The sequence below is a fragment of the Falsiroseomonas sp. CW058 genome, assembly GCF_050563535.1.
Taxonomy (GTDB): domain Bacteria; phylum Pseudomonadota; class Alphaproteobacteria; order Acetobacterales; family Acetobacteraceae; genus Falsiroseomonas.
In genome coordinates this window covers 1-24,691 of record NZ_JBNXUO010000008.1, presented here as the reverse complement: position 1 = coordinate 24,691, position 24,691 = coordinate 1, and the positions used below count along the sequence as shown (strand labels likewise).

Here is a 24,691-nt window from a genome sequence, read left to right as displayed (position 1 = left end):
CCATGAGCGACACCCCGACCCTGCCCGACCGGCTCTCCACCGATCCTCGCAGCCCGTTCCACGACGCCGCCCTGCTGCAGCGGGGCGTCGGCATCCGTTTCAACGGGGCGGAGAAGACGAATGTGGAGGAATATTGCGTGAGCGAGGGATGGGTCCGCGTGGCGGTCGGCAAGACGCTGGACCGCAAGGGCAACCCGCTGACCATCAAGCTGCAGGGAACCGTCGAGCCCTATCTGCGCGACCCTGCCTGACCGCTGGCCAAGCAGCCCCCCCGGGCGTAGAGAGGCGCCATGGACGCCGAGCTCAACCATGACGCGAAGGATGCCGCCCCCGCGCGGGTGGCAAGCCTCTCCCGCACGACGTCGGAAACCTCGATCCGGCTGGCGCTCGACCTCGACGGCACCGGCCGGGCGGAGGTCGCGACCGGGGTCGGCTTCCTCGACCACATGCTGACCGCGCTCGCCCGCCACGCCCTGATCGACCTGTCGGTGGCGGCGCAGGGCGACCTGCACATCGACTTCCACCACACGACCGAGGATGTGGGCATCGTGCTCGGCCAGGCGCTGCGCCAGGCGCTCGGCGACAAGCGCGGCATCCGCCGCTTCGGCCACAGCCTGCTGCCGATGGACGAGGCGCTGGCCGAGGCCGCGATCGACATCTCCGGCCGCCCATTCCTCGCCTGGAGCGTGCCCTTCCAACGCCCGAAGATCGGCGAGTTCGACACCGAGCTGGTCGAGGAGTTCTTCCGCGCCCTCGCCTTCAACGCCGGCATCACCCTGCATGTGACGCTGAAGGCCGGGACCAACGCGCACCATGTCGCGGAAGCCTGCTTCAAGGCGGTGGCGCGCGCGCTGCGCATGGCGGCGGAGCACGACCCGCGGACGGCCGGCGTCGTGCCCTCCACCAAGGGCGTGCTGGAGGGCTGAGTTGAAGCTCTACACCGTCCATGCCGCCCCCGCCCGCGCCGCGTCGGTGCCGGAGGCCGGCTCCACGCCGGGCGCCGCCGCGCCGCGCCCGCCCGTGCTGCTGCGGGAGGGGTTCAGCCCCTGGGCCTTCCTGTTCGGCCCGTTCTGGTTCGCCTGGAACGGGCTGTGGTGGTGGGCGGCGGGCCTGCTGGGGCTGACCGTCGCGGCGGCACTGCTGCTGCCGGAGGAGGGCTCCGCCGTCATCGGCCTCGCGCTGCATGTGCTGGCGGGGATGGAGGCGCGGGATGCGCTGCGCGCGCGCCTGGCGCGCCGCGGCCGGCCGATGGTGGGCGTCGTCGCCGCCCCCGACCTCGAGATCGCCTGGTTCCGCCTGGCGCAGGAACGGCCCGACCTGGTGCGGGGCCTGCCGTGACCGCCCGCGAAGAACGCAGGCCCGGCGCCCCCGGCCCTGCGCGGCAGCGCATCGCCGTCGTCGATCCCGGCTCGGGCAACCTCGCCTCCGTCCGCCGGGCGCTGGAACGCGTCGCGCGGGAGGAGGGGGTGGCGGCGGAGATCGACGTCACCACCGAGGCCGCGTCGCTGCGCGCGGCGGACCGCATCGTCCTGCCCGGCCAGGGCGCCTTCGCCGCCTGCCGCCGCGGGCTCGACGCCCTGCCCGGCATGGTGGACGCGCTGGAGGCGGAGGTGATCGGCGCGCGGAAGCCCTTCCTCGGCATCTGCGTCGGCATGCAGCTGATGGCGCAGCGCGGGCTGGAACACGGCGTGACGCCGGGGCTCGGCTGGATCGCGGGGGAGATCGCGCCGATGGACCCGCGCGACGCCGCGGGCGCCCCGCTGCCGCTGCCCCAGATGGGATGGAACGGCCTGCGCCCGGCCTCCGCGCATCCGCTGCTGGACGGCATCGCGCCGGGCGACCACGCCTATTTCGTGCATTCCTACGCGCTCGCCGCCGGCCTGCCGGGGGAATTGCTGGCCGCCACCGACTACGGGGGAGAGGTCGCGGCGATGGTCGGCCGCGGCAACCTGGCCGGCACGCAGTTCCATGTCGAGAAGAGCGGCGCGGTGGGGCTGCGCATCCTGGCGAACTTCCTGCGGTGGGTGCCGTGAGCACCGGGCTGCGGAGCCCGGGGGAACACCTTCTCGGCGTCGAGATCGTCAGCGAGATCGCCCCCCACGACCTCGAGGAGCTGTGCGAGGCGACCAACGCCGCCATCATCGAGGGCGGCGGCTTCGGCTGGGTGCAGAGCCAGGACCGTGGCGCGCTGGCGCGGCATTTCCGCGGCGTGCTGCTGGTGCCCGACCGCACGCTGTTCCTGGCGCGGCTGGACGGCACGGTGGTGGGCTCCGCGCAGCTCGTCCGCCAGCCCCGCAACAACGAGGCCCAGGCCTTCGCCGCGCAGCTGACCCACGCCTACATCGCTCCCTATGCGCGCGGCCACGGGCTGGCGCGCAAGCTGGTGCGGCGGGTGGAGGAACACGCGGCCGCCACCGGCATCCGCGTGCTGAACCTCGACGTGCGGGAGACGCAGGCAAGCGCGATCGCGCTGTTCGAGGGGCTGGGCTACACGCGCTGGGGCACCCACCCCGCCTATGCGCGGGTGGAGGGCCGGACGGTCGCCGGCCATTTCTACTACAAGCTGGTCGAGCCCGGCCGGGGCCGGAAGACCGAGAGCCTGATCGGGGGCACATGAGCTTCACGCTGTATCCCGCCATCGATCTCAAGGGCGGGCAGGTCGTGCGCCTGAGGCGCGGCGAGATGGACCAGGCGACGGTCTATGCCGCCGACCCCGCGGCGCAGGCCGCCGGCTTCGCGCGGCAGGGCTTCGCCTGGGTGCATGTGGTCGACCTCGACGGCGCCTTTGCCGGCCGGCCCGCGAATGCCGAAGCCGTGCGCGGCATCCTCGCCGCCACGGCCGGCCTGTCGGTGCAGCTCGGCGGCGGCATCCGCGACATGGCGACGGCGGAAGCCTGGCTGGCCGCCGGCGTGGCGCGCATCATCCTCGGCAGCGCGGCGGTGAAGGACCCGGATTTCGCCCGCGCCGCCTGCCGCGCCTTCCCCGGGCGCGTCGCGCTCGGCATCGACGCGCGCGACGGCTACGTGGCGACCGAGGGCTGGGCCGAGACCAGCGGCATCACCGCCCATGACCTGGCCGCCCGCTACGCCGATGCCGGCGCGGCCGCCATCGTCTACACCGACATCGCCCGCGACGGGATGCTGAGCGGGGTCAACGTCGCCGCCACCGCCGCGCTGGCCCGCGCGGCCGCGGTCCCGGTCATCGCCTCGGGCGGCGTCGCCTCCATCGACGACATCGTGGCGCTGAAGGCCGAAGGCGTGGTGGCCGGCGCCATCCTGGGCCGCGCGCTGTATGACGGGCGGGTGGACCCGGCGGCCGCGCTGGCGCTGGCGGCGGGGTAGCGGCGATCCCGATCCTCGCTTGACCGGGACGCCGGGGCAGCGCATCACGCGCCCCCGTTCGCGCCCCTGCGCGGAACCCGCCAACCCGGACACCTGGTCCACAGCGGAGCGCCCCCCGTGCTCGCCCTGCGCGTGATCCCCTGCCTCGACGTCAAGGACGGCCGCGTCGTGAAGGGCGTGAACTTCCTGGAGCTTCGCGACGCCGGCGACCCGGTGGAGCAGGCCCGCATCTACGACCGCGAAGGCGCGGACGAGGTCACCTTCCTCGACATCACCGCCTCGCATGAGGGGCGGGACACCATGCTCGACGTCGTCTCCCGCACGGCGGCGGAGATCTTCATCCCGCTGACCGTGGGCGGCGGGGTCCGCAGCGTGGAGGACATGCGCCGGCTGCTGCTGGCCGGGGCCGACAAGGTGTCCGTCAACTCCGCCGCCATCGCCGACCCGGCGCTGGTGACGCGCGGCGCGGAAGCCTTCGGCAGCCAGGCGATCGTCGTCGCGGTGGATGCCCGCATGGTCACGCCCGGGCGGTGGGAGGTCTTCACCCATGGCGGCCGCCGCGGCACGGGCATCGACGCGGTCGACTGGGCGCGCCAGGCCGAGGCCCGCGGCGCGGGGGAGATCCTGCTGACCTCGATGGACCGGGACGGCACGAAGTCCGGCTTCGACCTCGACCTGCTGCGCGCGGTGCGGGCCGCGGTGCGGCTGCCCATCGTCGCCTCGGGCGGGGTCGGCAGCGTCGCGCATTTCGTGGACGGCGCGCGCACCGGCGCGACCGGCCTGCTGGCGGCAAGCGTGTTCCACTATGGCGAGATGCGGATCGCCGAGGCGAAGGCGGCGCTTGCGGCCGCCGGCCTGCCGGTCCGCCCGTTGTCCGAGGGCGTGGCGTGATGGCGAAGGCCGCGAAGCAGGCTGCGAAGAAGGCTCCGAAGGCGAAGGTCCCGAAGGCCAAGCCCGTCAAGGCGAAGCCGCCCAAGGCCCCGAAGGCGAAGCCCAAGAAGGCGCCGAAGGTCGCGCTGCCGCTGCCGCCGGCCATCCCCGCCCCGGCGCGGATCACCCCGCCCGAGGCGCTGCGCGCCGGCGCCACCGCGCTTTCCCCCTTCAGCGTGCCGGGCGCCGGGGCGTCGATCCTCGATGCGCTCTGGCGCACGGTGGAGGCGCGGCGCGCGGCCGGCGACGTGGAGCATTCCCATTCCGCCCGGCTGCTGGCGCGCGGCACGCCGAAGGTGGCGCAGAAGCTGGGCGAGGAGGCGGTCGAATGCGTCATCGAGGCGACGCTCGGCAACCGCGGCGCCACCGTGCTGGAAAGCGCGGACCTGCTGTACCACCTCGTCGTGGTCTGGGTCGATGCGGGCATCCGGCCCGACGAGGTCTGGGCGGAGCTTGCCCGCCGGCAGGGCATCTCCGGCATCGCGGAGAAGGCGGCCAGGCCGAAGGGGCTGATCCGCGCGGCGCAGACCACGAAGCTGCCGTGAGGCCGCGCCCGTCCCCGCTTGCGGGCGGGGGCGGGCGGGGGCTTCATCGCGCCCACGGACATCGAGGGATGGAGCCTGACCGACCATGCGCGTGACCGGCCTGCCGCCATACGACGACACCAACATCTTCGCCCGCATCCTGCGCGGGGAGATCCCGTGCAGGCGCGTGCATGAGGATGACTTCGCGCTCGCCTTCCACGACATCTACCCGCAGACGCCCGTGCATGTGCTGGTGATCCCGAAGGGGCCCTATGTCTCCTTCGCGGATTTCAGCGCGAAGGCGACCGAGGCCGAGGTCGCGGGCTTCTGGCGCGCGGTGGGGCAGGTGGCGCGCGAGCTCGGCCTGGAGGCGACGGGCTACCGCATCCTGTCCAACATGGGCGAGGATGGCGGCCAGGAAGTGCCGCATTTCCACGTCCACGTCTTCGGCGGCCGCCGCGTCGGCCGCATGGTGCCGAAGGCGGAATAGGGAGGGGACGGCCCGGACCCCGTCCGGGCCGGGCGCGCTACACCTCCGCTTCCGCGAAGATGCGCGACACGTCGCCGCCCCAGGCGCGCTCCGCCCGGTGCAGCCAGCGTTCGGCCTGGGTCAGCCCGCTCTCCGCGATCTCGTCGAGCGGGGCGAGGTAGACTTCCTCGCCGAGGCCGCGCGCCGCGAGCCCGCCGCGCGCGATGGCCAGCGCGTCGCGCGCCACGTCGCGCAGCGCACGCCCGGCGATGGTCGCCGACAGCGCCTGCCGCGGCACTTCCATGCGCAGCGCCTGCATCTCCTCGACCCGCCAGCCGCGCACCAGCGCCGCCGCCGCCTTCTGCGCCGCGTCGTCGTAGAGCAGGCCGGTCCAGAAGGCGGGCTTGGCCAGCAGCATCGGCGCGCTGCCCGCATCCGCGCCCCGCATCTCCAGGAAGCGCTTCAGGCGGACATCGGTGAAGACCGTGGTCACATGGTCGGCGAAGTCGCCCATCGTCGCCTCGATCCCCGCCAGCGCGCCGCCCGCACGGCCTTCGAGGAAGGCGCGGAAGGGCACGCCCGCGCAGTCGATCCAGCGGCCCTCGCGCATGATGAAGTACATCGGCACGTCGAGAACGAACTGCGCGAAGCGTTCGAAGCCGAAGCCCTGCTCGAAGGCGACGGCGGGGATGCCGGTGCGGTCGGGGTCGGTGTCGGTCCAGGTCCTGCCGCGCAGCGTCAGCCAGCCCGAGGGCCGGCCCTCGAGGAAGGGCGAATTGGCGAACAGGGCCGTGGCCAGCGGCTGCAGCGCGAGCGAGACGCGCAGCTTCTCCACCATGTCCGCCTCGTCGCCGAAGTCGAGGTTCACCTGCACGGTGCAGGTCCGCAGCATCATGTCGAGCCCCATGCCGCCGACGCGGGGCATGTACTGGCGCATGATCGCGTAGCGCCCCTTCGGCATCCACGGCATCTCGTCGCGCGTGGCCAGCGGGTGGAAGCCGAGCGGCGCGAAGCCGAGGCCGAGCGGCCCCGCCACCTCATGCACCTCCCGCAGGTGGGAGGCGAGTTCCATCCGCGTCTCGTGCAGGTCCGCGACCGGCGCGCCCGACAGCTCGAACTGCCCGCCCGGCTCGAGGCTGACGGATGCGCCGTCGCGCTTCAGCCCGATCGGGTTGCCGCGGTCGAGGATGGGCTCCCAGCCCTTCGCCCCCAGCCCCTCCAGCATCGCGCGGATGCCGCGGTCCTCATAGGCGGGCGCGGCGAGGCCCGCGCGGCGGAAGCCGAACTTCTCGTGCTCGGTGCCGATGCGCCAGTCGCCGCGCGGCTTGCTGCCGGCCGCGAACCACTCCGCCAGCTGGCGCGTGGAGGTGATCGGCGTGAGGTCGGCCTCGCCGGGATTCGACATGGACCCGTGTTCTCTTCCTGGCGTCGGCGCGGGTGGAGCCCCCCGCCGGATGCATGATCCCCGCCGTCAGTCCGCGGGGCGATTCGCCCAGTCCCCGGCCAGCGCCTGCAGCGCCGCGAGCCCGGCCACCGCCGCGGTCTCGGCCCGCAGGATGCGGGGGCCGAGCGCGGCCGGCACAACAAAGGCACGTCGGCGCAGGTCGTCAAGTTCCGCCCCCTCGAACCCCCCTTCCGGCCCGACCAGCAGGGCCAGCGGCGGGGCGAGCCGCGCGGCGGCCTCGCGCAGCGGCGGCGCGGCGCTGCGTTCCATCGCCGCCACCAGCCCCGCGCCGTCCCAGCCGTCCAGCACGCGGTGCAGCGGCGCGGCCTCCGCCACCTCCGGCACCGACAGCCTCTCGCACTGCTCGGCCGCGCCGCGGGCGATGGCGGCCAGCCGCGCGGTGTTGCTGCGGTCGGCGATGCTGCGGCGGGTGATCACGGGCAGGATGCGCGTGGCGCCGAGTTCCGTCGCCTTCTCCACCAGCCAGTCCATCGCGTCGCGCTTCAGCGGCGCGACCAGCAGGCGCAGCTCCGGCTCCGCCGCCGGCGCGCGGCGGCGGGGGCCGAGCGCGAAGCGCGCGCGGTCCCTGCGCAGGAAGGCGATCCGCGCCTCCCACTCGCCGTCGCCGGCGTTGAAGACGCGCACCGCATCCCCCGCGGCCCGGCGCAGCACGGTGCCCAGGTGATGCGCCTGGCCGGGCGCGGCCTCGATCTCGGCGCCCTCCGACAGGGGCTCGTCCAGGAACAGGCGTGGGATGGACATTGGCGGCCTCCGCGGACAGGTATCGCCCATGACGGGCTTCACGGATATCCGCGCCGGCGGCTGGGTGGCGAGGCTGCCGGCAGCCTGGCGCCCCTATGCGCTGCTCGGCCGCTTCGACCGGCCGATCGGCGCCTGGCTGCTGGTGCTGCCCGGCTTCTGGGCCTTCGCCCTCGCGGCGCCGGGCTGGGGGGAGGGGCTGCGCCTCGCGCTGCTGTTCCTGCTCGGCGCCTTCGCCATGCGGGCGGCGGGCTGCGTGGTGAACGACCTCTGGGACCGCGACCTCGACCGGCAGGTGGAACGCACGCGGGGGCGGCCGCTGGCCTCGGGCGCGGTGCGGCCGGGGCAGGCGGTCGCCTTCCTGGCCGCGCTCTCCGCCATCGGGGCGGCGGTGCTGGTGCAACTGCCGCGGGCGGCGATCGTGGTGGGGCTGTTCTCCCTGTTCCTGATCGCGCTGTATCCCCTGGCCAAGCGGGTGACGGACTGGCCGCAGGCGGTGCTCGGCCTCGTCTTCTCCTGGGCGGCGCCGACCGGCTATGCGGCGGCGACGGGCGGGCTGGCTGCGCCGGCCTTCGTGCTATGGGCCGCCGGCTTCTTCTGGATCCTCGGCTACGACACCATCTACGCGCATCAGGACCGGGAGGATGACGCGCAGGTCGGCATCCGTTCCACCGCGCGGAAATTCGCCGAGAGGTCGAAGCCCTTCCTCGTCGCCTGCTACGCCGCCGCGCTGGCGCTGCTGGCGACGGCGGGCTGGCTCGGCGGCCTGTCCTGGCCCTTCCTGCCGGCGCTGCTGCTGCCGGGCGCGCTGCTGGCCTGGCAGGTCGCCACCCTCGACATCCACGACCCGGCGCGCTGCCTGGCGCTGTTCCGGCTGAACCGGGAGGTCGGGCTGGCCGTCGCGCTCGCCTTCCTGGCGGGGCGCGCGTGATGCACGAGGATTTCGTCCGCGCCCATACCGCCATCGCCCATGCGTCGCTGGTGCCGGAGGTGGCGCTCCACCTGGCGACGCAGATCACGCCGATCTGGCAGGCGACGGAGGAATGGCTGAAGGCCCGCAACATCGAGCCGCCCTTCTGGGCCTTCGCCTGGCCCGGCGGGCAGGCGCTGGCGCGCGCCATCCTCGACGACCCCGCGCGGCTGGCGGGGAAGCGGGTGCTGGATTTCGCCGCGGGCTGCGGCATCGCCGCCATCGCCGCGGCGCGGGCGGGCGCGGTGGTCGAGGCGGCGGAGATCGACCCGCTGGCCGCCGCCGCGCTGCGGCTGAACGCGGCGCTGAACGGCGTGGACATCGCGGTGACCGAACGCGACGTGGTGGGGGAGGCCTGCCGCTGGGACGTCATCCTGGCCGGCGATGTCTGCTACGAGGCGCCGATGACCGCGCATATCCTGCCCTGGCTGCGCGGGCTGGCCGCGGCGGCCGAGGTCTGGCTCGCCGATCCCGGCCGCGCCTATCTTCCGCGGGAAGGGCTCGCGCCCGTCGCCACCCATCGCGTGGCGACCACGCTGGAACTGGAGGACCGGACGGAGCGCGTGGTCACCATCGCCCGCTTCCTGCCCTGACCTTGCCGCAACCCCTGCGGTAGCATGGGGCGGAGGAGGCACCGCCCGCCATGATCCCGCGCATCGTCCCCGTCCTGCTCGCCCTGCTGCTGGCTCTGCCCGCCACCGCCCAGACCGAACGCCGCTACGACGACCGCGGCCGCTTCACCGGGCGCGCCGAGACCCGCGGCGACACCACCCGCTTCTACGACGACCGCGGCCGGAACATCGGCCGGGCGGAGACGCGCGGCGGCACCACGCGGCTCTACGACGACCGCGGCCGCAGCACCGGGCGGGAGGAACGGCGCGGCGACACCATCCACCGCTACGACGACCGCGGCCGGAACATCGGGCGGGTCGAGACGCGGGACGGGACGGCGCGCTTCTACGACGAACGCGGGCGCTACGAGGGAAGGGGCGAGACGCGCGGCGGCACGACGCGGCTCTATGACGACCGCGGCCGGGCCGGGGGGCGGGTGGAGCGGCGCTGAAGACCGCATCCGCCCCGCCGGCCTGGGCCGGCGGGGCTCAAGGTGCTGCGGCACATGGTATCGGCCGGACGAAGGCTCCGCGGGGTGGGCCGGAGGGCCGGCCGTCGCCTCGCATGACCGATGTGGCACTCCAACGAAGGGCGGGTCGCGCGGTATCCCCGTTACGCAATGATATTCCCGTGACCCTGGATGCCGGGCCGCGCCCGCGTTGCGCTGCGGCGTTTCCGCCCCCACCGCCACCCCTGCCGGAGGACGCCTGGTGTCCGACAAGCCGACCCATGCCCGCGTGATGCTCGCCGTCGCGCTGCTGCTGCCGCTCTCCCTCGCGGCGCAGGACCGGCCGAACGGCGGCACCCGGACCGGGCAGCCCCAGTTCCTGCGCGGCGCCGCGGCGGCGACGCCCGAGGACCGTCTGGCGGCGTCCGGGGCGGCCTTGCGGGCGGCCATGCGGCCATCGGGGTGGCGCCACGGCCCCCTGCGCTGAGGCCGGCCTTGCGGGCGGCCATGCGGCCATCGGGGTGGCGCCACGGCCCCCTGCGCTGAGGCCGGCCTTGCCCGGCCCGACACGGCGGTGTTCCCTTCGCGGGTCTTCCGGAGCCGCCGCAACTGGTCCCGCCCCTCGTCCTCCTGGTCCTGCCTGCCCCGGCCATCCTCGGCGCGGCCGGGCTGCTGCTGGGCCTGGCGCCGGGGCCGTGGCTCGGCGCCATGCTCGGGCTGCAATGCGCGGCCGGCGCGGGCGCGCTGTGGCTCGTGGCGCGGCGCTTCCGGCAGGCGGCGGCGCGGGCCGGGGCGGCCGGCCGGGACGCCCAGGCCGCCCTGGCGGCCGAGGAGGCGCGCCGCCGCGCCGAACTGCTGGCCACCGCCGCGCATGAGATCCGCACGCCGCTGGCCGGCGTCATCGGCCTGCTCGACCTCGTCCTGGCGGCGCCGCTGCCCCGCGGCGCCCGCGCCGATGCCGCGGCGGCGCGGCAGGCGGCGGACGACCTCGCCCTGCTGCTGCGCGACCTGATCGAGGTGCCTGCCGGCGCCGCCGCGGCGCCGGAAGCCGTGACCTTCCGCGTGGACGAGGTGATGGAACAGGTGGTCGGCCTGCTCGGCGCCCGCGCCCGGGCCGGGGGCAACCGCCTGGCCACCGCCGTCGCCGCCGGCACCCCGCCCGCATGGCACGGCGACCCGGCGCGGCTGCGGCAGATCCTGACCAACCTGGTCTCCAACGCGCTCCGATTCACCGAAGGCGGGGAGGTGCGGATCGAGGCGCGGGAGAATGCGGCCGGCGCGCTGGAGCTGCGCGTCTCCGACACCGGGCGCGGCATCGCGCCGGAACGGATGGCGCATCTGTTCGACCGCTTCGGCAGCAGCGAGGGCGGCACCGGGCTCGGCCTGTCGATCTGCCGGGATCTCGCCGCGCGGATGGGCGGCGGGATCGAGGTGCGGAGCGCGCCCGGCCGGGGCACCGCCTGCACCGTCACCCTGCCGCTGCCGCAGGCCCCGGCCGGGGAGGCGCCGCCGACGCCGCCCCGTCCCCCCGCCCGGCCGACGGACGCGGCGCCCCCGGTGGCCGCCCCGCCCGTGCTGGTGGTGGACGACGTGGCGGTGAACCGCCGCCTGCTCTCCGCCCTGCTGGACCGCGCGGGCTTCGCGCATGAGGAGGCCGGCGACGCCGAGGCGGCGCTCGCCCTCGTCGCGGAGCGTCCCTATGCCGCGGTGCTGATGGACCTGGAGATGCCGGGCCTGGACGGGCTGGAGGCGACGCGCCGCCTCCGGGCCCTGCCGGGCGCGGCGGCTGGGCTGCCGGTGATCGCGGTGACCGCCCATGGCGGGGCAGGGCTGCGGGCGGCGGCGCTGGCCGCCGGGATGGACGGCCACCTGGTCAAGCCCGTCGGGGGGGCGGAACTGCTGGCGGCGCTGGAGGGCGCGCGCGCCGCACGCGCCGCGCCGGCCCTCTCGCCGGGCCCATCTCAGGCGTCGTGAAGGCGCCGGGGGTGGAAGCGGGGCGGCGTTACCATATAACGCCGCCAACACAGGTCATTCGGGAAGCCACTCCATGTCCCAGAGCCAGGACCCGCAGGTCCCCGTCACGGTGCTGACCGGCTATCTCGGCGCCGGCAAGACCACGCTGCTGAACCGCATCCTCAGCGAGAACCACGGGCGGAAATTCGCCGTGGTGATCAACGAGTTCGGCGAGCTCGGCGTGGACAACGACCTCGTCGTCGACGCCGACGAGGAGGTGTTCGAGATGAACAACGGCTGCATCTGCTGCACCGTGCGCGGCGACCTGATCCGCATCATCGGCGGGCTGATGCGGCGCAAGGGGAAGTTCGACGGCATCATCGTGGAGACCACCGGCCTCGCCGACCCCGCCCCGGTCGCGCAGACCTTCTTCGCGGACGAGGACGTGAAGCGCGCCACCCGGCTCGACGCCATCGTCACCGTGGTGGACGCCAAGCACCTGCCCGCGCGGCTGAAGGACAGCAGCGAGGCGCAGGAGCAGATCGCCTTCGCCGACATCGTCGTGCTGAACAAGATGGACCTGGTGAGCGAGCAGGAGGCCGCCGAGGTCGAGCGCCTGATCCGCGGCATCAACCCCTATGCCGAGATCCGCCGCAGCACGAAGTCCGACGTGCCGATCGACGCGGTGATCGGCCGCGACGCCTTCAACCTCGCCCGCATCCTGGAACGCGAGCCCGACTTCCTCTCGGGCGAGGACCACCACGAGCACGACAGCGCGGTGAACAGCGTGTCCTTCGAGGTGTCGCGCCCGATCGACCCGGAGAGGTTCAACGCCTGGATCAACGAGCTGCTGCAGACCAAGGGCCAGGACCTGCTGCGCACCAAGGGCATCCTGCACTACCAGGGCGACAGCCGCCGCTTCGCCTTCCAGGCCGTCCACATGATCGCGGATGGCGACTACATCGGCGAGGCGAAGGAAGGCGATCCGCGGAAATCCAAGATCGTCTTCATCGGCCGCGACCTGAACCGCCCGCAGCTGCGGCGCGGGTTCGAGGCCTGCCAGGTGCCCGCATGACGGCGCGCGCCGGCCGCGGCTGCGGGGCCGCGTCCCATGGCTGAGGTCGCGGAAGCCGACTTCCTCCTCGCCTCCCGCGGGACCGCGCGGGAGCTCGGCGCCTGGGTGGTGGCGGCGATGTTCGACCGCGCCGGCCGCCCGGCCTTCGCGCTGGCGGACGGCACGCTGCATCTCGGCGCGCTGGCCGGCGAATGGCGCGCCGTCGCGGCGCACGACGGCGCGGTGCTGTCCGCCTGCGCCGATGCGCGCGACGGCTGGCTGACAGGCGGCGACGACGGGAAGCTGATGCGCATAGCACCCGATGGCGCGGCCGCGCTGGTGGCCGACTACCGCGGCAAGTGGGTGGACCATGTGGCCGCGCATGAGGCGGGGGTCCGCGCCGCCTCGGTCGGCAAGGTCGCCCATCTGCTGGACGGCGCGGGCCGGGCGCTGAAGTCGCTCCCGCATCCGTCCTCCGTCGGCGGGCTCGCCTTCGACGCCAAGGGCAAGCGGCTGGCAGCGAGCCACTACAACGGCGCGTCGCTGTGGTTCGTCGGCGCGAAGGAGGACAAGCCGAAGCTGCTGGAATGGAAGGGCAGCCACCACGGCATCGCCTTCTCGCCCGACGGGACGCATGTGGTCACCGCGATGCAGGAGCCGTCGCTGCATGGCTGGCGGCTGGCGGATGGGCAGCACATGCGCATGTCCGGCTATCCGTCGAAGACGCGCAGCCTGTCCTTCACCGCACGCGGCCGCTGGCTCGCGACCAGCGGGGCGGAAAGCGTGGTGCTCTGGCCCTTCTTCGGCGGCGGCCCGATGGGCAAGGCGCCGACCGAGATCGCCGGCGGGGACGAGGTGCTGTGCAGCGCGGTGGCCTGCCACCCGCAGCACGAGGTGGTGGCCGCCGGCTTCGGCGACGGGCTGGTGCTGATGGCGGAGATCGCCAGCGGCAAGGTGGTGCCGATCGCCCCCCCGAGGGGCGGCGCCGTCACCTCGCTCGCCTGGAGCGCGAATGGCGCGCAGCTCGCCTTCGGCACCGAATCGGGCCATGCCGGCCTGATCGACCTCGCCCGCCGCTGAGGAGTTCCCCGATGGCCGTCACCATGCCCGTCCTTGAGACCGCCCGCCTGCGCATGCCGCGCCTCGGCCTCGGCACCTGGCCGATGAAGGGCGCGGAATGCCAGCGCGCCGTGGAAGGCGCCCTCGCGCTCGGCTACCGCCACATCGACACCGCCGAGATGTATGGCAACGAGGCGGAGGTCGGCGCCGGCATCGCCGCATCCGGCGTGGCGCGCGACGAGATCTTCCTGACCACCAAGATCTGGTACGACAAGCCCGACGGCGCCGCGATCCGCCGCGCCTTCGATGCCAGCCTGGACCGGCTGGCGACGCCGCATGTGGACCTGCTGCTGATCCACTGGCCGAGCCCGGAGCTGCAACTGTCCGACGCGCTGCGCGGGCTGGCCGCGATCCGCGCGGAAGGGCGCGCCAGGGCCATCGGCGTGTCCAACTTCCCGCCGCGCCTGCTGCGCCGCGCGATCGAGGCGGATGTCGGCCTCGCCGCCCTGCAGGTGGAATGCCACGCGCTGCTCGACCAGTCGAAGCTGCTCGGCATCCTGCGCCCGGCGGGGATGGTGCTGACCGCCTATTCGCCGCTGGCCAAGGGCCAGGCGCCGGACCAGCCGGAGCTGCAGCGCATCGCGAAGAAGCACGGCGCGACGGCGGCGCAGGTCGCGCTCGCCTGGCTGCTGGCGCAGGAGGGCGTCGCGATGGTGCCGAAGGCCGCCTCCGCCCACCGCCAGCGGGAGAACCTGGACGCGCTGCGGATCACGCTGGACGCCGAGGACCTGGCCGCCATCGCGGCACTTCCGAAGGACCGCCGCTTCGTGGACCCTGCCTTCGCGCCGGACTGGGCGAACGGATAGCGCCCCTACCGCGCGGCCCCGGGCGTCACCCCGAAGGCCGCGCGGAAGGCCGCGCCGAAGGCCGAGGCGCTGGCATAGCCCACGGCCGCGGCGACGCGCGCCGGCGCCTCGCCGCCCGCCAGCCGCGCCGCCGCTTCCGTCAGCCGCAGGGTCTGCCGCCAGCGTGCGAAGCCCATGCCGGTCTCGGTGCGGAACAGGCGCTCCAGCGTGCGCGGGCTGGCGCCTGCCAGGTCCGCCCATTCGTCCAGCCGGCGCGGGCTGGCGGGGTCGGCGCGCAGGGCCGCGGCCAGGCGCAGCAGGCGCGGGTCGCGCGGCTCGGGCACGCGGAAGGGCAGGCGGCGGGCGCGCGCGATCTCGTCCAGGGTCAGCGCGGCCAGGTGCCCGCCCCGCCCGGCCGGGTCCCATTCCAGCGGCTCGGCGCAGGCGGCGAGGATGAGTTCCCGCAGCAGCGGCGACACCGCGAGGACGGTGGTGGCAGGCGGGCCCGCCGCCGCGGCATCGGCGCGCAGGAACAGGGCGCGCATCGCCACCTCGCCCTCGATCGCGACGCGGTGCGGCTCGCCGGCCGGCATCCACAGCGCATGGCCGGGCGGCACGACGAAGCCCGCCGCATCGGTCGCGATCCGCATGACCCCGCGCGTGGCGTAGAGAAGCTGCGACCTCTCATGGCTGTGGCGCGGCACTGCCTCCCCGTCCGCATAGTCGCGGGCGAAGGCGGAAAGCGGCCGGTCCACCTGGTCCTGCGGCAGGTCGCGGCGGGGCGAAGGCTGGCGGATTCGCGACATGAACTGTCGTCCCGTCGTTTCCCCGCCAGGCTAGCATGCGGCGCATCGGACGGAAGCGGACGGACACCATGGATGCGGCCAGGCGGCAGATCGTCTTCGTCAACGCGGCGCATGTCTTCACCCATTACGGGCTGCTGATCCTGGCCACGGCGGTCCTCGCCATGGTGGTGCAGGACGGCGCGACCTTCGGCACGGTCTACGGGCCCATCCTGGCGCTGGGGACGGGGATGTTCGTGGTCTACGGCCTCGGGTCGCTGCCGATGGGCTGGCTGGCGGAACGCACGGGGCGGCCGGCGCTGCTGCTGGCCTTCTTCCTCGGCACCGGGGCGGGGATGGTCCTGGCCGGGCTGGCGGCCGGGCCCTGGACGCTGGCGGCGGCGCTGTTCGTCGCCGGCGCCTTCAGCGCGATCTACCACCCGATCGGCACGGCGATGCTGGTGGATGCGGCGGGTGACCGGGTCGGCGCCTCGGTCGGGGTGAATGGCGTCTTCGGCAATCTCGGCGTGGCGCTGGCGCCGGTGGTGACGGCGGCCTGCTCCGCCTTCCTCGGCTGGCGCTGGGGCTTCATCCTGCCCGGGCTGCTCTGCATCGGCTGCGGGCTGCTCTACCTGGCCAACGGGCTGACCGACGTGGCGAAGGCCAAGGCGGCGGCGCGGCCGTTCCCCGAGATCCCGCCCGCCGTGGTCCGCCGCGCGGTGATCGTGCTGCTGGCGATCGCCACGACCAGCGGCTTCGTCTTCAACGGCTTCACCCTGCTGCTGCCGAAGCTGATGGAGGAGAGGCTGGCCGGCAGCCCGGACCTGCTGCCGGTGGTGGGGCTGCTGGCCTTCCTGGTGACGATCTGCGGCGGGCTGACGCAGTTCACGGTGGGCCGGATGATCGACCGCATGACGCTGCGGCGCGTCTTCCTGCCGCTCGCCATCGTGCAGGCGCCGCTGCTGCTGGCGCTGACGCAGGTATCGGGCTGGCCGGTGCTGCTGCTGGCGGCGCTGGTCTGCGCTTCCGTCTTCGGCCAGGTGACGGTGAACGAGACGATGACGGCGCGCTACGTCGCCCCCGCGCTGCGCGCGAAGCTGTATTCCATCCGCTTCTCCGTGGGCTTCCTCGGGGCCGCCACGGCGTCCCCCATCGTCGGCTGGCTGCATGATTCGGCCGGCGGGTCGGCCGCGGTGCTGGCCGTGCTCGCGGCCTTCGGGGTGGTGACGCTGGCCGGCGCGCTGTTCTTCCCCGACCGGCGGGAGGAACTGCGCCCCGAGCTCTGGCAGGAGGCCGCGCCGCCGCTGCGCCCGGTGGCCGCGCAATAGGGCGTGAATCCCGCGACAGGACAAGAGCCTGGACCATGACCCGCGCTGATCGAAGCGAGGATGGCGGTCCAGGGCGCGCCTTCCCGCCGCTGGCCGCCGCCGTCAGTCCGGCCGCGCCGCTTCCAGCAGGCCGAGCCGCAGGAGGCGTGCGCAGAACTCCGCCGCGCCCTCGCCCAGCTCCGCGGGGCTCGCGCCCTCGGCCAGGCGCTCCACCCAGCCGGCCTGAGTCCCGTCCAGCGCGATCGGGTCGCCCGCCCAGCGCAGGCTGGCGCCGCCCGCCGCATCCGGCACCAGGGCGTGCAGCGCGCCCGCGGCGATGCGCAGCGGCGCGCCCGGCGCCGGCGCCGCCACGAACAACCCGCGCGACAGCAGCGGCGGCCGGTCCTCTGCCAGGCGGTCCAGCAGGGCAAGCGCCGTGCGCTCCAGTGCCGCGGGTTCGGCCAGCCGGGCCGCCAGCGGCTGCGCCAGCGCGGCCAGCGCCCCGGGGCCTTCCGCCAGGCGCCAGGTCGGGAAGGCGGCGCGCAGCGCCGGGTCGCTGCCTTCCAGCAGGTCCACCGCCAGGCGCAGCACGGCCGCGAAGGAGGGTTCGAGCAGCCCGACCGTGACATGCAGCGAAGGCGCGTCGCCGTCCTGCGCCGCCGCGTCATGCATGACCCCGCGCGGGACATAGAGCGAATCGCCCGGCCGCAGCGTCAGATGCGTGGGCTCGCCCTCCGGCTGGATGTTGCCGGGCCAGGGGGTGCGGCGCGTCGGCTGCGGGAAGGGCTGGTGGTCCCACAACCGCCACTTCTTCTCGCCCGTCACCTGCAGCACCAGCACGTCATGCGTGTCGTAGTGGACGCGGAAGCCCTGCGCGCCGGGCGGGGTCAGGTAGATGTTGGCCTGCACGGCATGCAGGAAGACCTGTTCCAGCCCGCGGCAGAAGCGTTGCAGCGCCGGGTGCATCTCGTGGAACTGCGAGACGACGAGCGTCGCCCCCGCGTCGAAGCGGCGGAACAGGTTCGGCAGGTCGGCGCGGCCGTCGTCGCGCAGATAGTCCTCCGGCGGCACGGCGGCGCTGCCCTTGCGGCTGCCATCGGCCATGGACAGCCGCGGCGCGCGCGCGGCGTCCGTGGCCAGGAAGGCGTCGAGATCGGCGATGGAGAGCAGCCCGGCATGGCGCGCCGGATCGGGCGCGGGGAAGTGGCGCCAGGCGGTGCCTTCGCGCAACGCCAGGCCGTCATCCACGGAAAGGTCGCCGAAGGCCTGCGCCCAGGCGGCCTCGGCCAGGGTGGGGGATGTCACCGGGAAGGGATCCTGCGGGGGGGGGTTGCCGGGCGCGGCGGCGGGCCGGGGCCCGCTGCCTCACCAGCCGCGGCGGCCGCGGCCGGGCGCGTCCGACGGGTCGCTGTCGGACGCGCCGGTGCGGTAGCGTGCCCCGCCGCGCCCGCGCCCCGGTCCGTCCGACGGGTCGGCGTCGGTGATGCCGCTGCCGCGGTATCCGCCGCCGCGCCCGCGGCCGGGACCGTCCGACGGATCGGCGTCGGTGATGCCGGTCCCGCGGTATCCGCCGCCGCGACCGCGGCCGGGCGCGTCCGACGGGTCGCTGTCCGACACGCCGCTGACGCGCCGCCCGCCGCGGCCATAGCCGGGGGCGTCGCTCGGGTCGCTGTCGCTGATGCCGCTGCCGCGATGCCCGCCGCGGCCGTTGCCCGGCGCATCCGACGGGTCGCTGTCGCTGATGCCGGTGCCGCGCCGCACCACCGGGGCGGGGGCGTAGACCACCGGGCCCTGCTGCGGCACGCAGGCCGCCGTCGCGGTGGTGATGCCGCCGAGCGCCGCCAGCTTCAGCACGAGGAGCCGCCGGCGCAGGGGCGGCGTCTCCCGCCCGTCGTCATTCTCCGGCTGGTTCGGCATGGCCGCTTCTCCCCTCAACCCCTGCATGATGGCGCAGCCTTCATGGGCTGCCCATCACGGACCGACAGACATGATCAATTATTCAGGAATCCGTTGCCGGATCCTTGGCGGCCGAGCTGCCGGGGTGGAATCGCCGGCGGCCACCGGCGTCAGGGCGGGGCGGGCAGCACCACGATGGTGACGGCCCGCGCGCCCGGCTCCGCCCCCCGCCCGCTATAGGCGCCGACCCGCGCCTCGGCCCGGATGCGGTCGCGCTCCACCCCCTGCGCGGCCAGCGCATTGGCCACCGCCCGTGCCCGCTGGGCGGCGAGCTGGGTGGAGGTCTCCGCCCCCGCGCTGCGGTCGGCATGGCCAAGGACGCAGATGTTGCGCTCCGGCGTCTCCTTCGCCAGTTCGGCGGCGGCGGCGATCGGGGCGCGCCCCGCCTCGCGCAGCGTCGCGCTGCCGCGCGCGAAGGGAACCGCGAGGACGTCGTCCTCCAACTGCTCGGCGCCAACGCAGTTGAAAGGGCGCGGCTGCGCGGCGGCGAGGCCCGGCAGCAGCAGGAACGCAGCGAGGAAGCGCCTCATGCCGCGGGCGCCAGCAGCCCGGCGCCGGCCAGCCGCCCGACCAGTGCCGCGGCGTCGATGCCCGGATGCGCCTGCGCCAGTTCCGCCGCGGTGATGTCGGGGCGCGCCAGCAGCCAGGCCGCGGCATCGGCCTCCGGCGGCGTCAGCGGCAGCGTGCCCGACGCCGTCTTCACCACCCATTCCGCGCCCCGCCGCACCGGCTTGGCGCCGCCCGCCACCACCCGGAAGGCCGGCGCGTCGCCGCCCGCCGCATCGCCGGCCGAGGGCGGCGCGATCCCGCGGGAGGCGAGGATGTCGTAGCCGCCGCGCTGGTGGCGGTAGCCGGCGACGAACTGGGCCAGCACCTCCAGCACCTTCGGGTCGCGGCACAGCTCCGCCAGCCGCTGGCCGAGCAGCCCGGCGCGCTGCGTCAGCGCGAAGCGCGCCGGGGCGCTGCCGTCCTGGCGCGGCAGGGGGCGGCGGAACTCGGCGTCGTAGAGCACCCGCTCCACCAGGATGTTCACCAGGTCCATCCCGAGCGGCGCGTGGACGCCATAGGCGATGTGGACGCTCGCCGGGGCTTCCGCCAGAGCGTCGTGGTACCAGCCGCGCGGCAGGTAGAGCAGGTCGCCCGGCTTCATCAGCACCGTGCCGCGCAGCTTCCCGCGGGCCTGGTCGTGGTGGTCCTGCGGCTGGCCGCGGAAGGCAGGGTGGGGGATCGGCCAGTCCGCGCGGCCTTCCCAGATGTTCCAGGTCTTCTCGCCCTCCACCTGCACCGCCCAGACGTCGTGGGTGTCGTAATGGGTGCGGAAGGCCTTGTGGCTCTGCCAGGAGATGTAGACATTCGCCTGGCTCTTGCCCAATCCGGCCGATTCCAGGGCGTTGGACACGCTGGCCAGCCCCGGCGTCAGGCTGTCCACGTCGTTCATCACCACGCTCGCCCCCTTGGCGATCCAGCCCTGCACCAGCCGCGCGTCGGGCTGCAGCAGCTGCGCGCCGCCGTCGCGGCCCTGGGCGCGGATGCAGTACGACTCGGGCGGGATGGTCTGGCTGTCCAGCACCAGCTTCAGGGACGTGCCGGTCCAGGCATGGGTCATGTCCAGCAGCCGGTTGATGCCCCGCCAGGACAGCACGGAGGCGAACTTGGCCGGGTCGCCGCGCACATGCAGCGGCGCCTTGTCGTAGTGGTCGGCGAAGAAGGCGTCCGGCGTGACCGGGGCGAGCAGGGCGGCGAGGTCGGCGATCATGCGGGGAACTCTAGCAAAGCCCCGCGCATCCGGGCAGCGGCAACCCGAGGGTAAGTGACGCGCGGCCATGCTTGCGGACGGGCCCCCGAACCCTCAGGGTCCACCCGGGAGGACCGCCGATGACCGACGCACCCATGCCCGAGGACGGCGTCCGGCCGGAGGTGATGCGCGCCGCCGAAGCCGCGCTGCGGCGCCTCGCCCCCGCCCTGCCGCCCGCGGCGGCGGAGCTGCTGCGCCGCCTGCACGCCGCCGTGCCCACCGCCGAACTTGCCGCCACCCCGCCCGAGGCGCTGGCCGAGGCGGCGGCCAGCCTGTTCGCCTTCGCCGAGCGCCGCCCCCCGCGGGAGGCGCGGCTGCGCGTGCTGCCCCCCGCCCGCGGCGCCGGCGCGGTGGCGGAGATCGTGACCGACGACATGCCTTTCCTGGTGGACAGCGCGCTGGCCGCGCTGACGCTGCGCGGCCGCGTGGTGCGCCAGCTGCTGCACCCGGTCGTGCCGGTGCGGCGCGACGGGGCCGGGCGGCTGGTCGCCATCGACGAGGCGTCGCCGACGCGGGAGAGCATGATGCGCATCGCGCTGGCCGGCGGGTCGGGCGCCATGCTCGGCGCGGGCGGGCCGGCGCCTGCGTCCGACGAGGAGGAGTGGGCGGCGCTGGAAGCGGCGCTGGCCCGCGCCATGGCCGATGTGCGGCTTGCCGTCGGCGACTTCCCCGCCATGCTCGCCCGCCTGCAGGCCGCCGAGGCGGAGGTGGGCGGCGGCGAGAACGCGGCCTTCCTGCGCTGGATGGCGGAGGAGAACTTCGTGCTGCTCGGCCATCGCCGGCTGGATGTGGACGGGGACGCGCTGTCGGTCGCGGCGGAGGACGACCTCGGCCTGTTGCGCGACCCGGCCGTGCCGGTCTTCGACGCGCTGCGCCACCTGCCGGACGTGCCGCCCGCGGTGCGCGCCAACCTCACCCGCGTCGAGCCGGTGACGGTGGTGAAGGCGAACATGCGCGCCACCGTCCACCGCCCGCAGCACGCCGACGTGGTGATGACGCGCATCGCCGATGCCGCCGGGCGCATCACCGGGCTGCGGCTGTTCTACGGCCTGTTCGCGGCCGCGGCCTACAACCGCAACCCGCGCTCCATCCCGCTGCTGCGGGAGAAGGTGCTGCGCATCCTCGCCGCCGCCGGCGTCGCGCCCGACAGCCATGACGGCCGCGCGCTGCGCAACATCCTCGACACCTGGCCGCGGGACGAGCTGTTCCAGGCGCCGGAGGACGCCATCCTCGCCGGCTGCCGCCGTGCGCTCGACCTCCAGATCAGGCCGCGCGCCGCGCTGGTGCTGCGGCGCGACCCGTTCGAGCGTTTCGTCTCCGCCATCGCCTGGCTCCCGCGCGACACCTTCGACACGCAGATGCGCGAACGGGTCGGCGGGATGCTGGCGCGCGCCTTCGGCGGCCGGCTCTCGGCCTTCTACACGCTGCTCGGCGATGCGCCGCTGGCGCGGGTCCACTACGTGATCGGCACCACCCCCGGCGGCCTGCCGGCGGTGGAGGAAGCCGCGCTCGAGGCCGCGATCGTCCAGGCCACGCGCGGCTTCCGCGACCGGCTTGAGGAGGCGCTGCTGCAGGCGGTGGGAGAGGCCAACGCGCCCCGCCGGCTGGCCCGCTGGCGCGAGGCCTTTCCCCCCGCCTACCGCCAGGCGGAAAGCGCGGCGCAGGGCGTCGCCGACCTGGTCCTGGCCGAGGGGCTGGCCCATGGCGGCCGGCCGCGGGCCGAACTCTCCCGCCCCGCCGGCGCCGATCTCAGGACGCTGACGCTGCGGCTGGCGAGCCCGGACGGGCCGCTGCCGCTTTCGGACGCGCTGCCGCTGTTCGAGAGCCTCGACCTCCGCGCGATCGAGGAGGTGCCGCACCGCCTGACCCCGGCCGGCGGCCCGGTGGTGGTGCTGCATGTCTACCGGCTGGAAGCGCGGGCCGACTGCCCCGAGGACCGCTTCCCCGACATCGCCGCCGCGCTGCACGCCCTGCTGCGCGGCGAGGTGGAGGCGGACGGCTTCAACCGCCTGGTCCTGCGCGCGGGCCTGTCGTGGAGGGACTGCTGGCTGCTGCGGGCGATGTACCGCTGGCTGAAGCAGGTGGGATTCCCCTTCGCGCAGGAAAGCGTTGAGGCCGCCCTGGCCGCGCATCCGGATGCCGCGCGCATCCTGGTGGAGCTGTTCCATCGGCGCTTCTCCCCGCGGGAGGCGGACCGCGACGAGGCGGGGGCGGACGCCGCCTGGCGCGCGCTGCTGGACGGCGTGGCCAACCCGGACGAGGACCGCATCCTGTCGCGGCTGCGCACGCTGCTCGACGCGATGCTCCGCACCAACTTCTTCCAGGCGAAGGACTACCTCGCCTTCAAGATCGACAGCGCGCGGGCGGGGGACATGCCGGCGCCGCGCCCCTGGCGGGAGATCTTCGTCCATTCGCCCCGCATGGAGGGCTGCCACCTGCGCGCCGGCCCGGTGGCGCGCGGCGGCATCCGCTGGTCCGACCGGCGCGAGGACTTCCGCACCGAGGTGCTGGGCCTGATGAAGGCGCAGCGGCTGAAGAACGTCGTCATCGTGCCGACCGGCGCCAAGGGCGGCTTCATCCTGAAGCGCCCGCCCGCCGCCGTCGACCGCGAGGCGTTCCAGGCCGAGGGCATCGCCTGCTACGAAACGCTGGTTCGCGGCATGCTGGACCTGACGGACAACATCACCGCCGACGGCATCGCGACCCCGCCCGAGGTCGTGCGCCGCGACGGCGACGACCCCTACATCGTCGCCGCCGCCGACAAGGGCACCGCCACCTTCAGCGACATCGCCAACGGGCTGTCGGCCGAATACGGCTTCTGGCTGGGCGACGCCTTCGCCAGCGGCGGATCGGCGGGCTACGACCACAAGGGCATGGGCATCACCGCGCGCGGCGCCTGGGTGATGATCGACCGCCACTTCCAGGAAACCCGCGGCGCGGGCGTGGCGGACGCGCCCTTCACCTGCGCGGGTGTCGGCGACATGTCGGGCGACGTCTTCGGCAACGGGCTGCTGGTGTCGCGCCGGACGCGGCTGGTCGCCGCCTTCGACCACCGGCACATCTTCCTCGACCCCGACCCGGACCCCGAGGCGTCCTTCGCGGAGCGCGAGCGGCTGTTCCGCCTGCCGCGCTCCTCCTGGGCCGACTACGAGCCGCGGCTGCTCTCGCCCGGCGGCGCGGTGCTGCCGCGCAACGCGAAGTCCCTGCCGCTGTCGCCGCAGGCCCGCGCCATGCTCGGCCTCGACAAGGACCGCGCGGAACCGGCCGAGATCATGCGCGCCATCCTGACCCTGCCGGTGGACCTGCTCTATTTCGGCGGCATCGGCACCTATGTGAAGGCAAGCACCGAGACCCAGGCCGAGGCCGGGGATCGCGCCAACGACGCGATCCGCGTCGACGGCCGCGACCTGCGCGCCCGCGTGCTCGGCGAAGGCGCCAATCTCGGCGTCACCCAGGCCGGCCGGATCGAGGCGGCGCGCGCGGGCGTGCGGCTGAACACCGACGCGCTCGACAACTCGGCCGGCGTCAGCACCTCGGACCACGAGGTGAACATCAAGGTCCTGCTGGCCGAGGCGGAGCGCGAGGGCGCGCTGACGCGCCGCCAGCGCGACGCGCTGCTGGCCGAGATGACCGACGAGGTCGGCCGCCTGGTGCTGGCCGACAACCACGCGCAGTCCCTGGCGATCAGCCTCGAGGCGCTGACGGCGGCGGAGGATCTCTCGGCCCATTCCGCCCTGATGGCGCGGCTGGAAGGCGAAGGGCTGCTGGACCGCGCGGTGGCGGGGCTGCCCGATGCCGCCGCGATCCGCGCCCGCGCCGCGGCCGGAGAGGGGCTGACGCGGCCCGAACTCGCCGCCCTGCTGCCCTTCGGCAAGCTCTGGCTGACCGAGGCGATCGAGGACAGCACCCTGCCGGACGAGCCCGCGCTGGCGCCTCTGCTGGTCGCCTATTTCCCGACCGCGCTGCGCGAACGCTTCGCCGCGCTGATCCCGCGCCACCGGCTGCGGCGGGAATTGCTGGCGACGATCCTGGCCAATTCGGTGGCCAACCGGCTGGGCGTCGCCGGCCTGTCGCGGCTGGCGGGCGCGAGCAACCCCGGCGCTGCCGTGGTGCGCGCCGCCTGGATCGCGGCGGAGCTGTTCGGGATCGAGCAGGCGGCCGCCGCGATCGACGCCGCCCCCGCCCCGGCCGCCACCCGGCTCGAGGCGCTGCTGCCGCTGCGCCGCCTGCAGGAAGCCGCCGCGCGGGAGGTGATGGCGGGCGACGGCGCCGCGCTCGACGCCACGCTCGCCGCGCTGCGCCCGGGGGTTGCCGCGCTGGTCGAGGCCGCGGTCGAGAAGCCGGGGCCGGAGGCGACGCGGCTCGCCGCCGCCGGCATCCCGCCCGCATGCCCCGGCGCGGCCCGACCCCGCCTGGGCGGCGCTGGCGAGCGACGCCGACGC

Annotated in this window: 26 protein-coding genes; 19 read left to right on the top strand and 7 right to left on the bottom strand. The window is 74.8% G+C overall.

Features of this window, described 5'->3' with window-relative positions; genetic code table 11:
- Window positions 1–2 precede the first annotated feature (2 nt).
- From ACK8OX_RS08765 to ACK8OX_RS08725, 9 genes are all read left to right on the top strand, one after another.
- Entirely contained in the window at window positions 3–251 is a 249-nt protein-coding gene (locus ACK8OX_RS08765; RefSeq protein ID WP_430663611.1) for a DUF3297 family protein, read from the top strand.
- A 39-nt stretch (window positions 252–290) separates the two neighbouring features.
- Window positions 291–926, top strand: a complete 636-nt coding sequence (gene hisB, locus ACK8OX_RS08760) for an imidazoleglycerol-phosphate dehydratase HisB (RefSeq protein ID WP_430663610.1) — start codon at window positions 291–293, stop codon at window positions 924–926.
- A 1-nt stretch (window position 927) separates the two neighbouring features.
- Window positions 928–1,338, top strand: coding sequence for a DUF2628 domain-containing protein (locus tag ACK8OX_RS08755; RefSeq protein ID WP_430663609.1), 411 nt, complete (start codon window positions 928–930; stop codon window positions 1,336–1,338).
- Complete coding sequence (gene hisH / locus ACK8OX_RS08750; RefSeq protein ID WP_430663608.1) at window positions 1,335–2,033, top strand: imidazole glycerol phosphate synthase subunit HisH; 699 nt, start codon at window positions 1,335–1,337, stop codon at window positions 2,031–2,033. Before ACK8OX_RS08755 ends, hisH begins: the two co-directional genes overlap by 4 nt.
- Window positions 2,030–2,617 (top strand): N-acetyltransferase family protein, encoded by a 588-nt coding sequence (locus tag ACK8OX_RS08745; RefSeq protein ID WP_430663607.1) that lies wholly within the window; start codon window positions 2,030–2,032, stop codon window positions 2,615–2,617. The genes hisH and ACK8OX_RS08745 overlap by 4 nt, the downstream gene beginning before the upstream one ends.
- Window positions 2,614–3,342 carry a 1-(5-phosphoribosyl)-5-[(5-phosphoribosylamino)methylideneamino]imidazole-4-carboxamide isomerase gene (gene hisA / locus ACK8OX_RS08740; protein ID WP_430663606.1) on the top strand — a complete coding sequence of 243 codons (729 nt, stop codon included), beginning with the start codon at window positions 2,614–2,616 and terminating at the stop codon, window positions 3,340–3,342. The genes ACK8OX_RS08745 and hisA overlap by 4 nt, the downstream gene beginning before the upstream one ends.
- Before the next feature lie 117 nt (window positions 3,343–3,459).
- The gene (gene hisF, locus ACK8OX_RS08735) at window positions 3,460–4,233 is read left to right on the top strand and encodes an imidazole glycerol phosphate synthase subunit HisF (RefSeq protein ID WP_430663605.1); all 774 of its coding nucleotides are present in this window, start codon (window positions 3,460–3,462) and stop codon (window positions 4,231–4,233) included.
- Complete coding sequence (locus ACK8OX_RS08730) at window positions 4,233–4,817, top strand: phosphoribosyl-ATP diphosphatase (protein WP_430663604.1); 585 nt, start codon at window positions 4,233–4,235, stop codon at window positions 4,815–4,817. The genes hisF and ACK8OX_RS08730 overlap by 1 nt, the downstream gene beginning before the upstream one ends.
- Window positions 4,818–4,902: 85 nt before the next feature.
- The gene (locus tag ACK8OX_RS08725; RefSeq protein WP_430663602.1) at window positions 4,903–5,286 is read left to right on the top strand and encodes a histidine triad nucleotide-binding protein; all 384 of its coding nucleotides are present in this window, start codon (window positions 4,903–4,905) and stop codon (window positions 5,284–5,286) included.
- A gap of 37 nt (window positions 5,287–5,323) precedes the next feature.
- Here ACK8OX_RS08725 and ACK8OX_RS08720 read toward each other — a convergent pair whose 3' ends face one another.
- Both ACK8OX_RS08720 and ACK8OX_RS08715 read right to left on the bottom strand, forming a co-directional pair.
- The gene (locus tag ACK8OX_RS08720) at window positions 5,324–6,670 is read right to left on the bottom strand and encodes a glutamate--cysteine ligase (protein ID WP_430663601.1); all 1,347 of its coding nucleotides are present in this window, start codon (window positions 6,668–6,670) and stop codon (window positions 5,324–5,326) included.
- A gap of 66 nt (window positions 6,671–6,736) precedes the next feature.
- Window positions 6,737–7,471, bottom strand: a complete 735-nt coding sequence (locus ACK8OX_RS08715) for a 16S rRNA (uracil(1498)-N(3))-methyltransferase (protein ID WP_430663600.1) — start codon at window positions 7,469–7,471, stop codon at window positions 6,737–6,739.
- A gap of 28 nt (window positions 7,472–7,499) precedes the next feature.
- Between ACK8OX_RS08715 and ubiA the strand changes: the two genes are divergently transcribed.
- The 8 genes from ubiA (at window position 7,500) to ACK8OX_RS08675 (ending at window position 14,430) form a co-directional block, all read left to right on the top strand.
- Entirely contained in the window at window positions 7,500–8,399 is a 900-nt protein-coding gene (ubiA, locus tag ACK8OX_RS08710; RefSeq protein ID WP_430663599.1) for a 4-hydroxybenzoate octaprenyltransferase, read from the top strand.
- Window positions 8,399–9,031: a class I SAM-dependent methyltransferase gene (locus ACK8OX_RS08705; RefSeq protein WP_430663598.1), complete on the top strand. Its 633-nt coding sequence runs from the start codon at window positions 8,399–8,401 to the stop codon at window positions 9,029–9,031. Before ubiA ends, ACK8OX_RS08705 begins: the two co-directional genes overlap by 1 nt.
- Window positions 9,032–9,081: 50 nt before the next feature.
- Window positions 9,082–9,501, top strand: coding sequence for a hypothetical protein (locus ACK8OX_RS08700; RefSeq protein ID WP_430663597.1), 420 nt, complete (start codon window positions 9,082–9,084; stop codon window positions 9,499–9,501).
- A 259-nt stretch (window positions 9,502–9,760) separates the two neighbouring features.
- Complete coding sequence (locus ACK8OX_RS08695) at window positions 9,761–9,985, top strand: hypothetical protein (RefSeq protein WP_430663596.1); 225 nt, start codon at window positions 9,761–9,763, stop codon at window positions 9,983–9,985.
- A gap of 221 nt (window positions 9,986–10,206) precedes the next feature.
- Window positions 10,207–11,472 carry an ATP-binding protein gene (locus ACK8OX_RS08690; protein WP_430663595.1) on the top strand — a complete coding sequence of 422 codons (1,266 nt, stop codon included), beginning with the start codon at window positions 10,207–10,209 and terminating at the stop codon, window positions 11,470–11,472.
- Between the two features lie 73 nt (window positions 11,473–11,545).
- The gene (locus ACK8OX_RS08685) at window positions 11,546–12,526 is read left to right on the top strand and encodes a CobW family GTP-binding protein (protein ID WP_430663594.1); all 981 of its coding nucleotides are present in this window, start codon (window positions 11,546–11,548) and stop codon (window positions 12,524–12,526) included.
- A 36-nt stretch (window positions 12,527–12,562) separates the two neighbouring features.
- Window positions 12,563–13,585, top strand: coding sequence for a WD40 repeat domain-containing protein (locus ACK8OX_RS08680; RefSeq protein ID WP_430663593.1), 1,023 nt, complete (start codon window positions 12,563–12,565; stop codon window positions 13,583–13,585).
- Between the two features lie 11 nt (window positions 13,586–13,596).
- Window positions 13,597–14,430, top strand: coding sequence for an aldo/keto reductase (locus ACK8OX_RS08675; protein ID WP_430663592.1), 834 nt, complete (start codon window positions 13,597–13,599; stop codon window positions 14,428–14,430).
- A gap of 5 nt (window positions 14,431–14,435) precedes the next feature.
- Here the strand turns inward: ACK8OX_RS08675 and ACK8OX_RS08670 are convergent, their stop codons facing one another.
- Window positions 14,436–15,215, bottom strand: a complete 780-nt coding sequence (locus ACK8OX_RS08670) for a helix-turn-helix domain-containing protein (RefSeq protein ID WP_430663591.1) — start codon at window positions 15,213–15,215, stop codon at window positions 14,436–14,438.
- A 68-nt stretch (window positions 15,216–15,283) separates the two neighbouring features.
- On the opposite strand from ACK8OX_RS08670, the gene ACK8OX_RS08665 reads away from it, so the two are divergent.
- Window positions 15,284–16,519: an MFS transporter gene (locus ACK8OX_RS08665; protein ID WP_430663590.1), complete on the top strand. Its 1,236-nt coding sequence runs from the start codon at window positions 15,284–15,286 to the stop codon at window positions 16,517–16,519.
- Between the two features lie 102 nt (window positions 16,520–16,621).
- On the opposite strand, the gene ACK8OX_RS08660 is transcribed toward ACK8OX_RS08665, so the two are convergent.
- The 4 genes from ACK8OX_RS08660 to ACK8OX_RS08645 all read right to left on the bottom strand — a co-directional run bounded on the left by ACK8OX_RS08660 (window position 16,622) and on the right by ACK8OX_RS08645 (window position 20,210).
- Window positions 16,622–17,803, bottom strand: a complete 1,182-nt coding sequence (locus ACK8OX_RS08660) for a cupin domain-containing protein (protein WP_430663589.1) — start codon at window positions 17,801–17,803, stop codon at window positions 16,622–16,624.
- A gap of 60 nt (window positions 17,804–17,863) precedes the next feature.
- A complete protein-coding gene (locus ACK8OX_RS08655; protein ID WP_430663588.1) occupies window positions 17,864–18,415 on the bottom strand; it encodes a hypothetical protein in 552 nt (183 codons plus the stop codon).
- 149 nt (window positions 18,416–18,564) lie between these two features.
- Entirely contained in the window at window positions 18,565–18,984 is a 420-nt protein-coding gene (locus ACK8OX_RS08650; protein WP_430663587.1) for an OmpA family protein, read from the bottom strand.
- Entirely contained in the window at window positions 18,981–20,210 is a 1,230-nt protein-coding gene (locus ACK8OX_RS08645; protein ID WP_430663586.1) for a cupin domain-containing protein, read from the bottom strand. Before ACK8OX_RS08645 ends, ACK8OX_RS08650 begins: the two co-directional genes overlap by 4 nt.
- Before the next feature lie 119 nt (window positions 20,211–20,329).
- Here ACK8OX_RS08645 and ACK8OX_RS08640 point away from each other — a divergent pair.
- Window positions 20,330–24,691: NAD-glutamate dehydrogenase (locus tag ACK8OX_RS08640; protein ID WP_430663585.1), on the top strand; the 4,362-nt coding region annotated here is incomplete at its 3' end.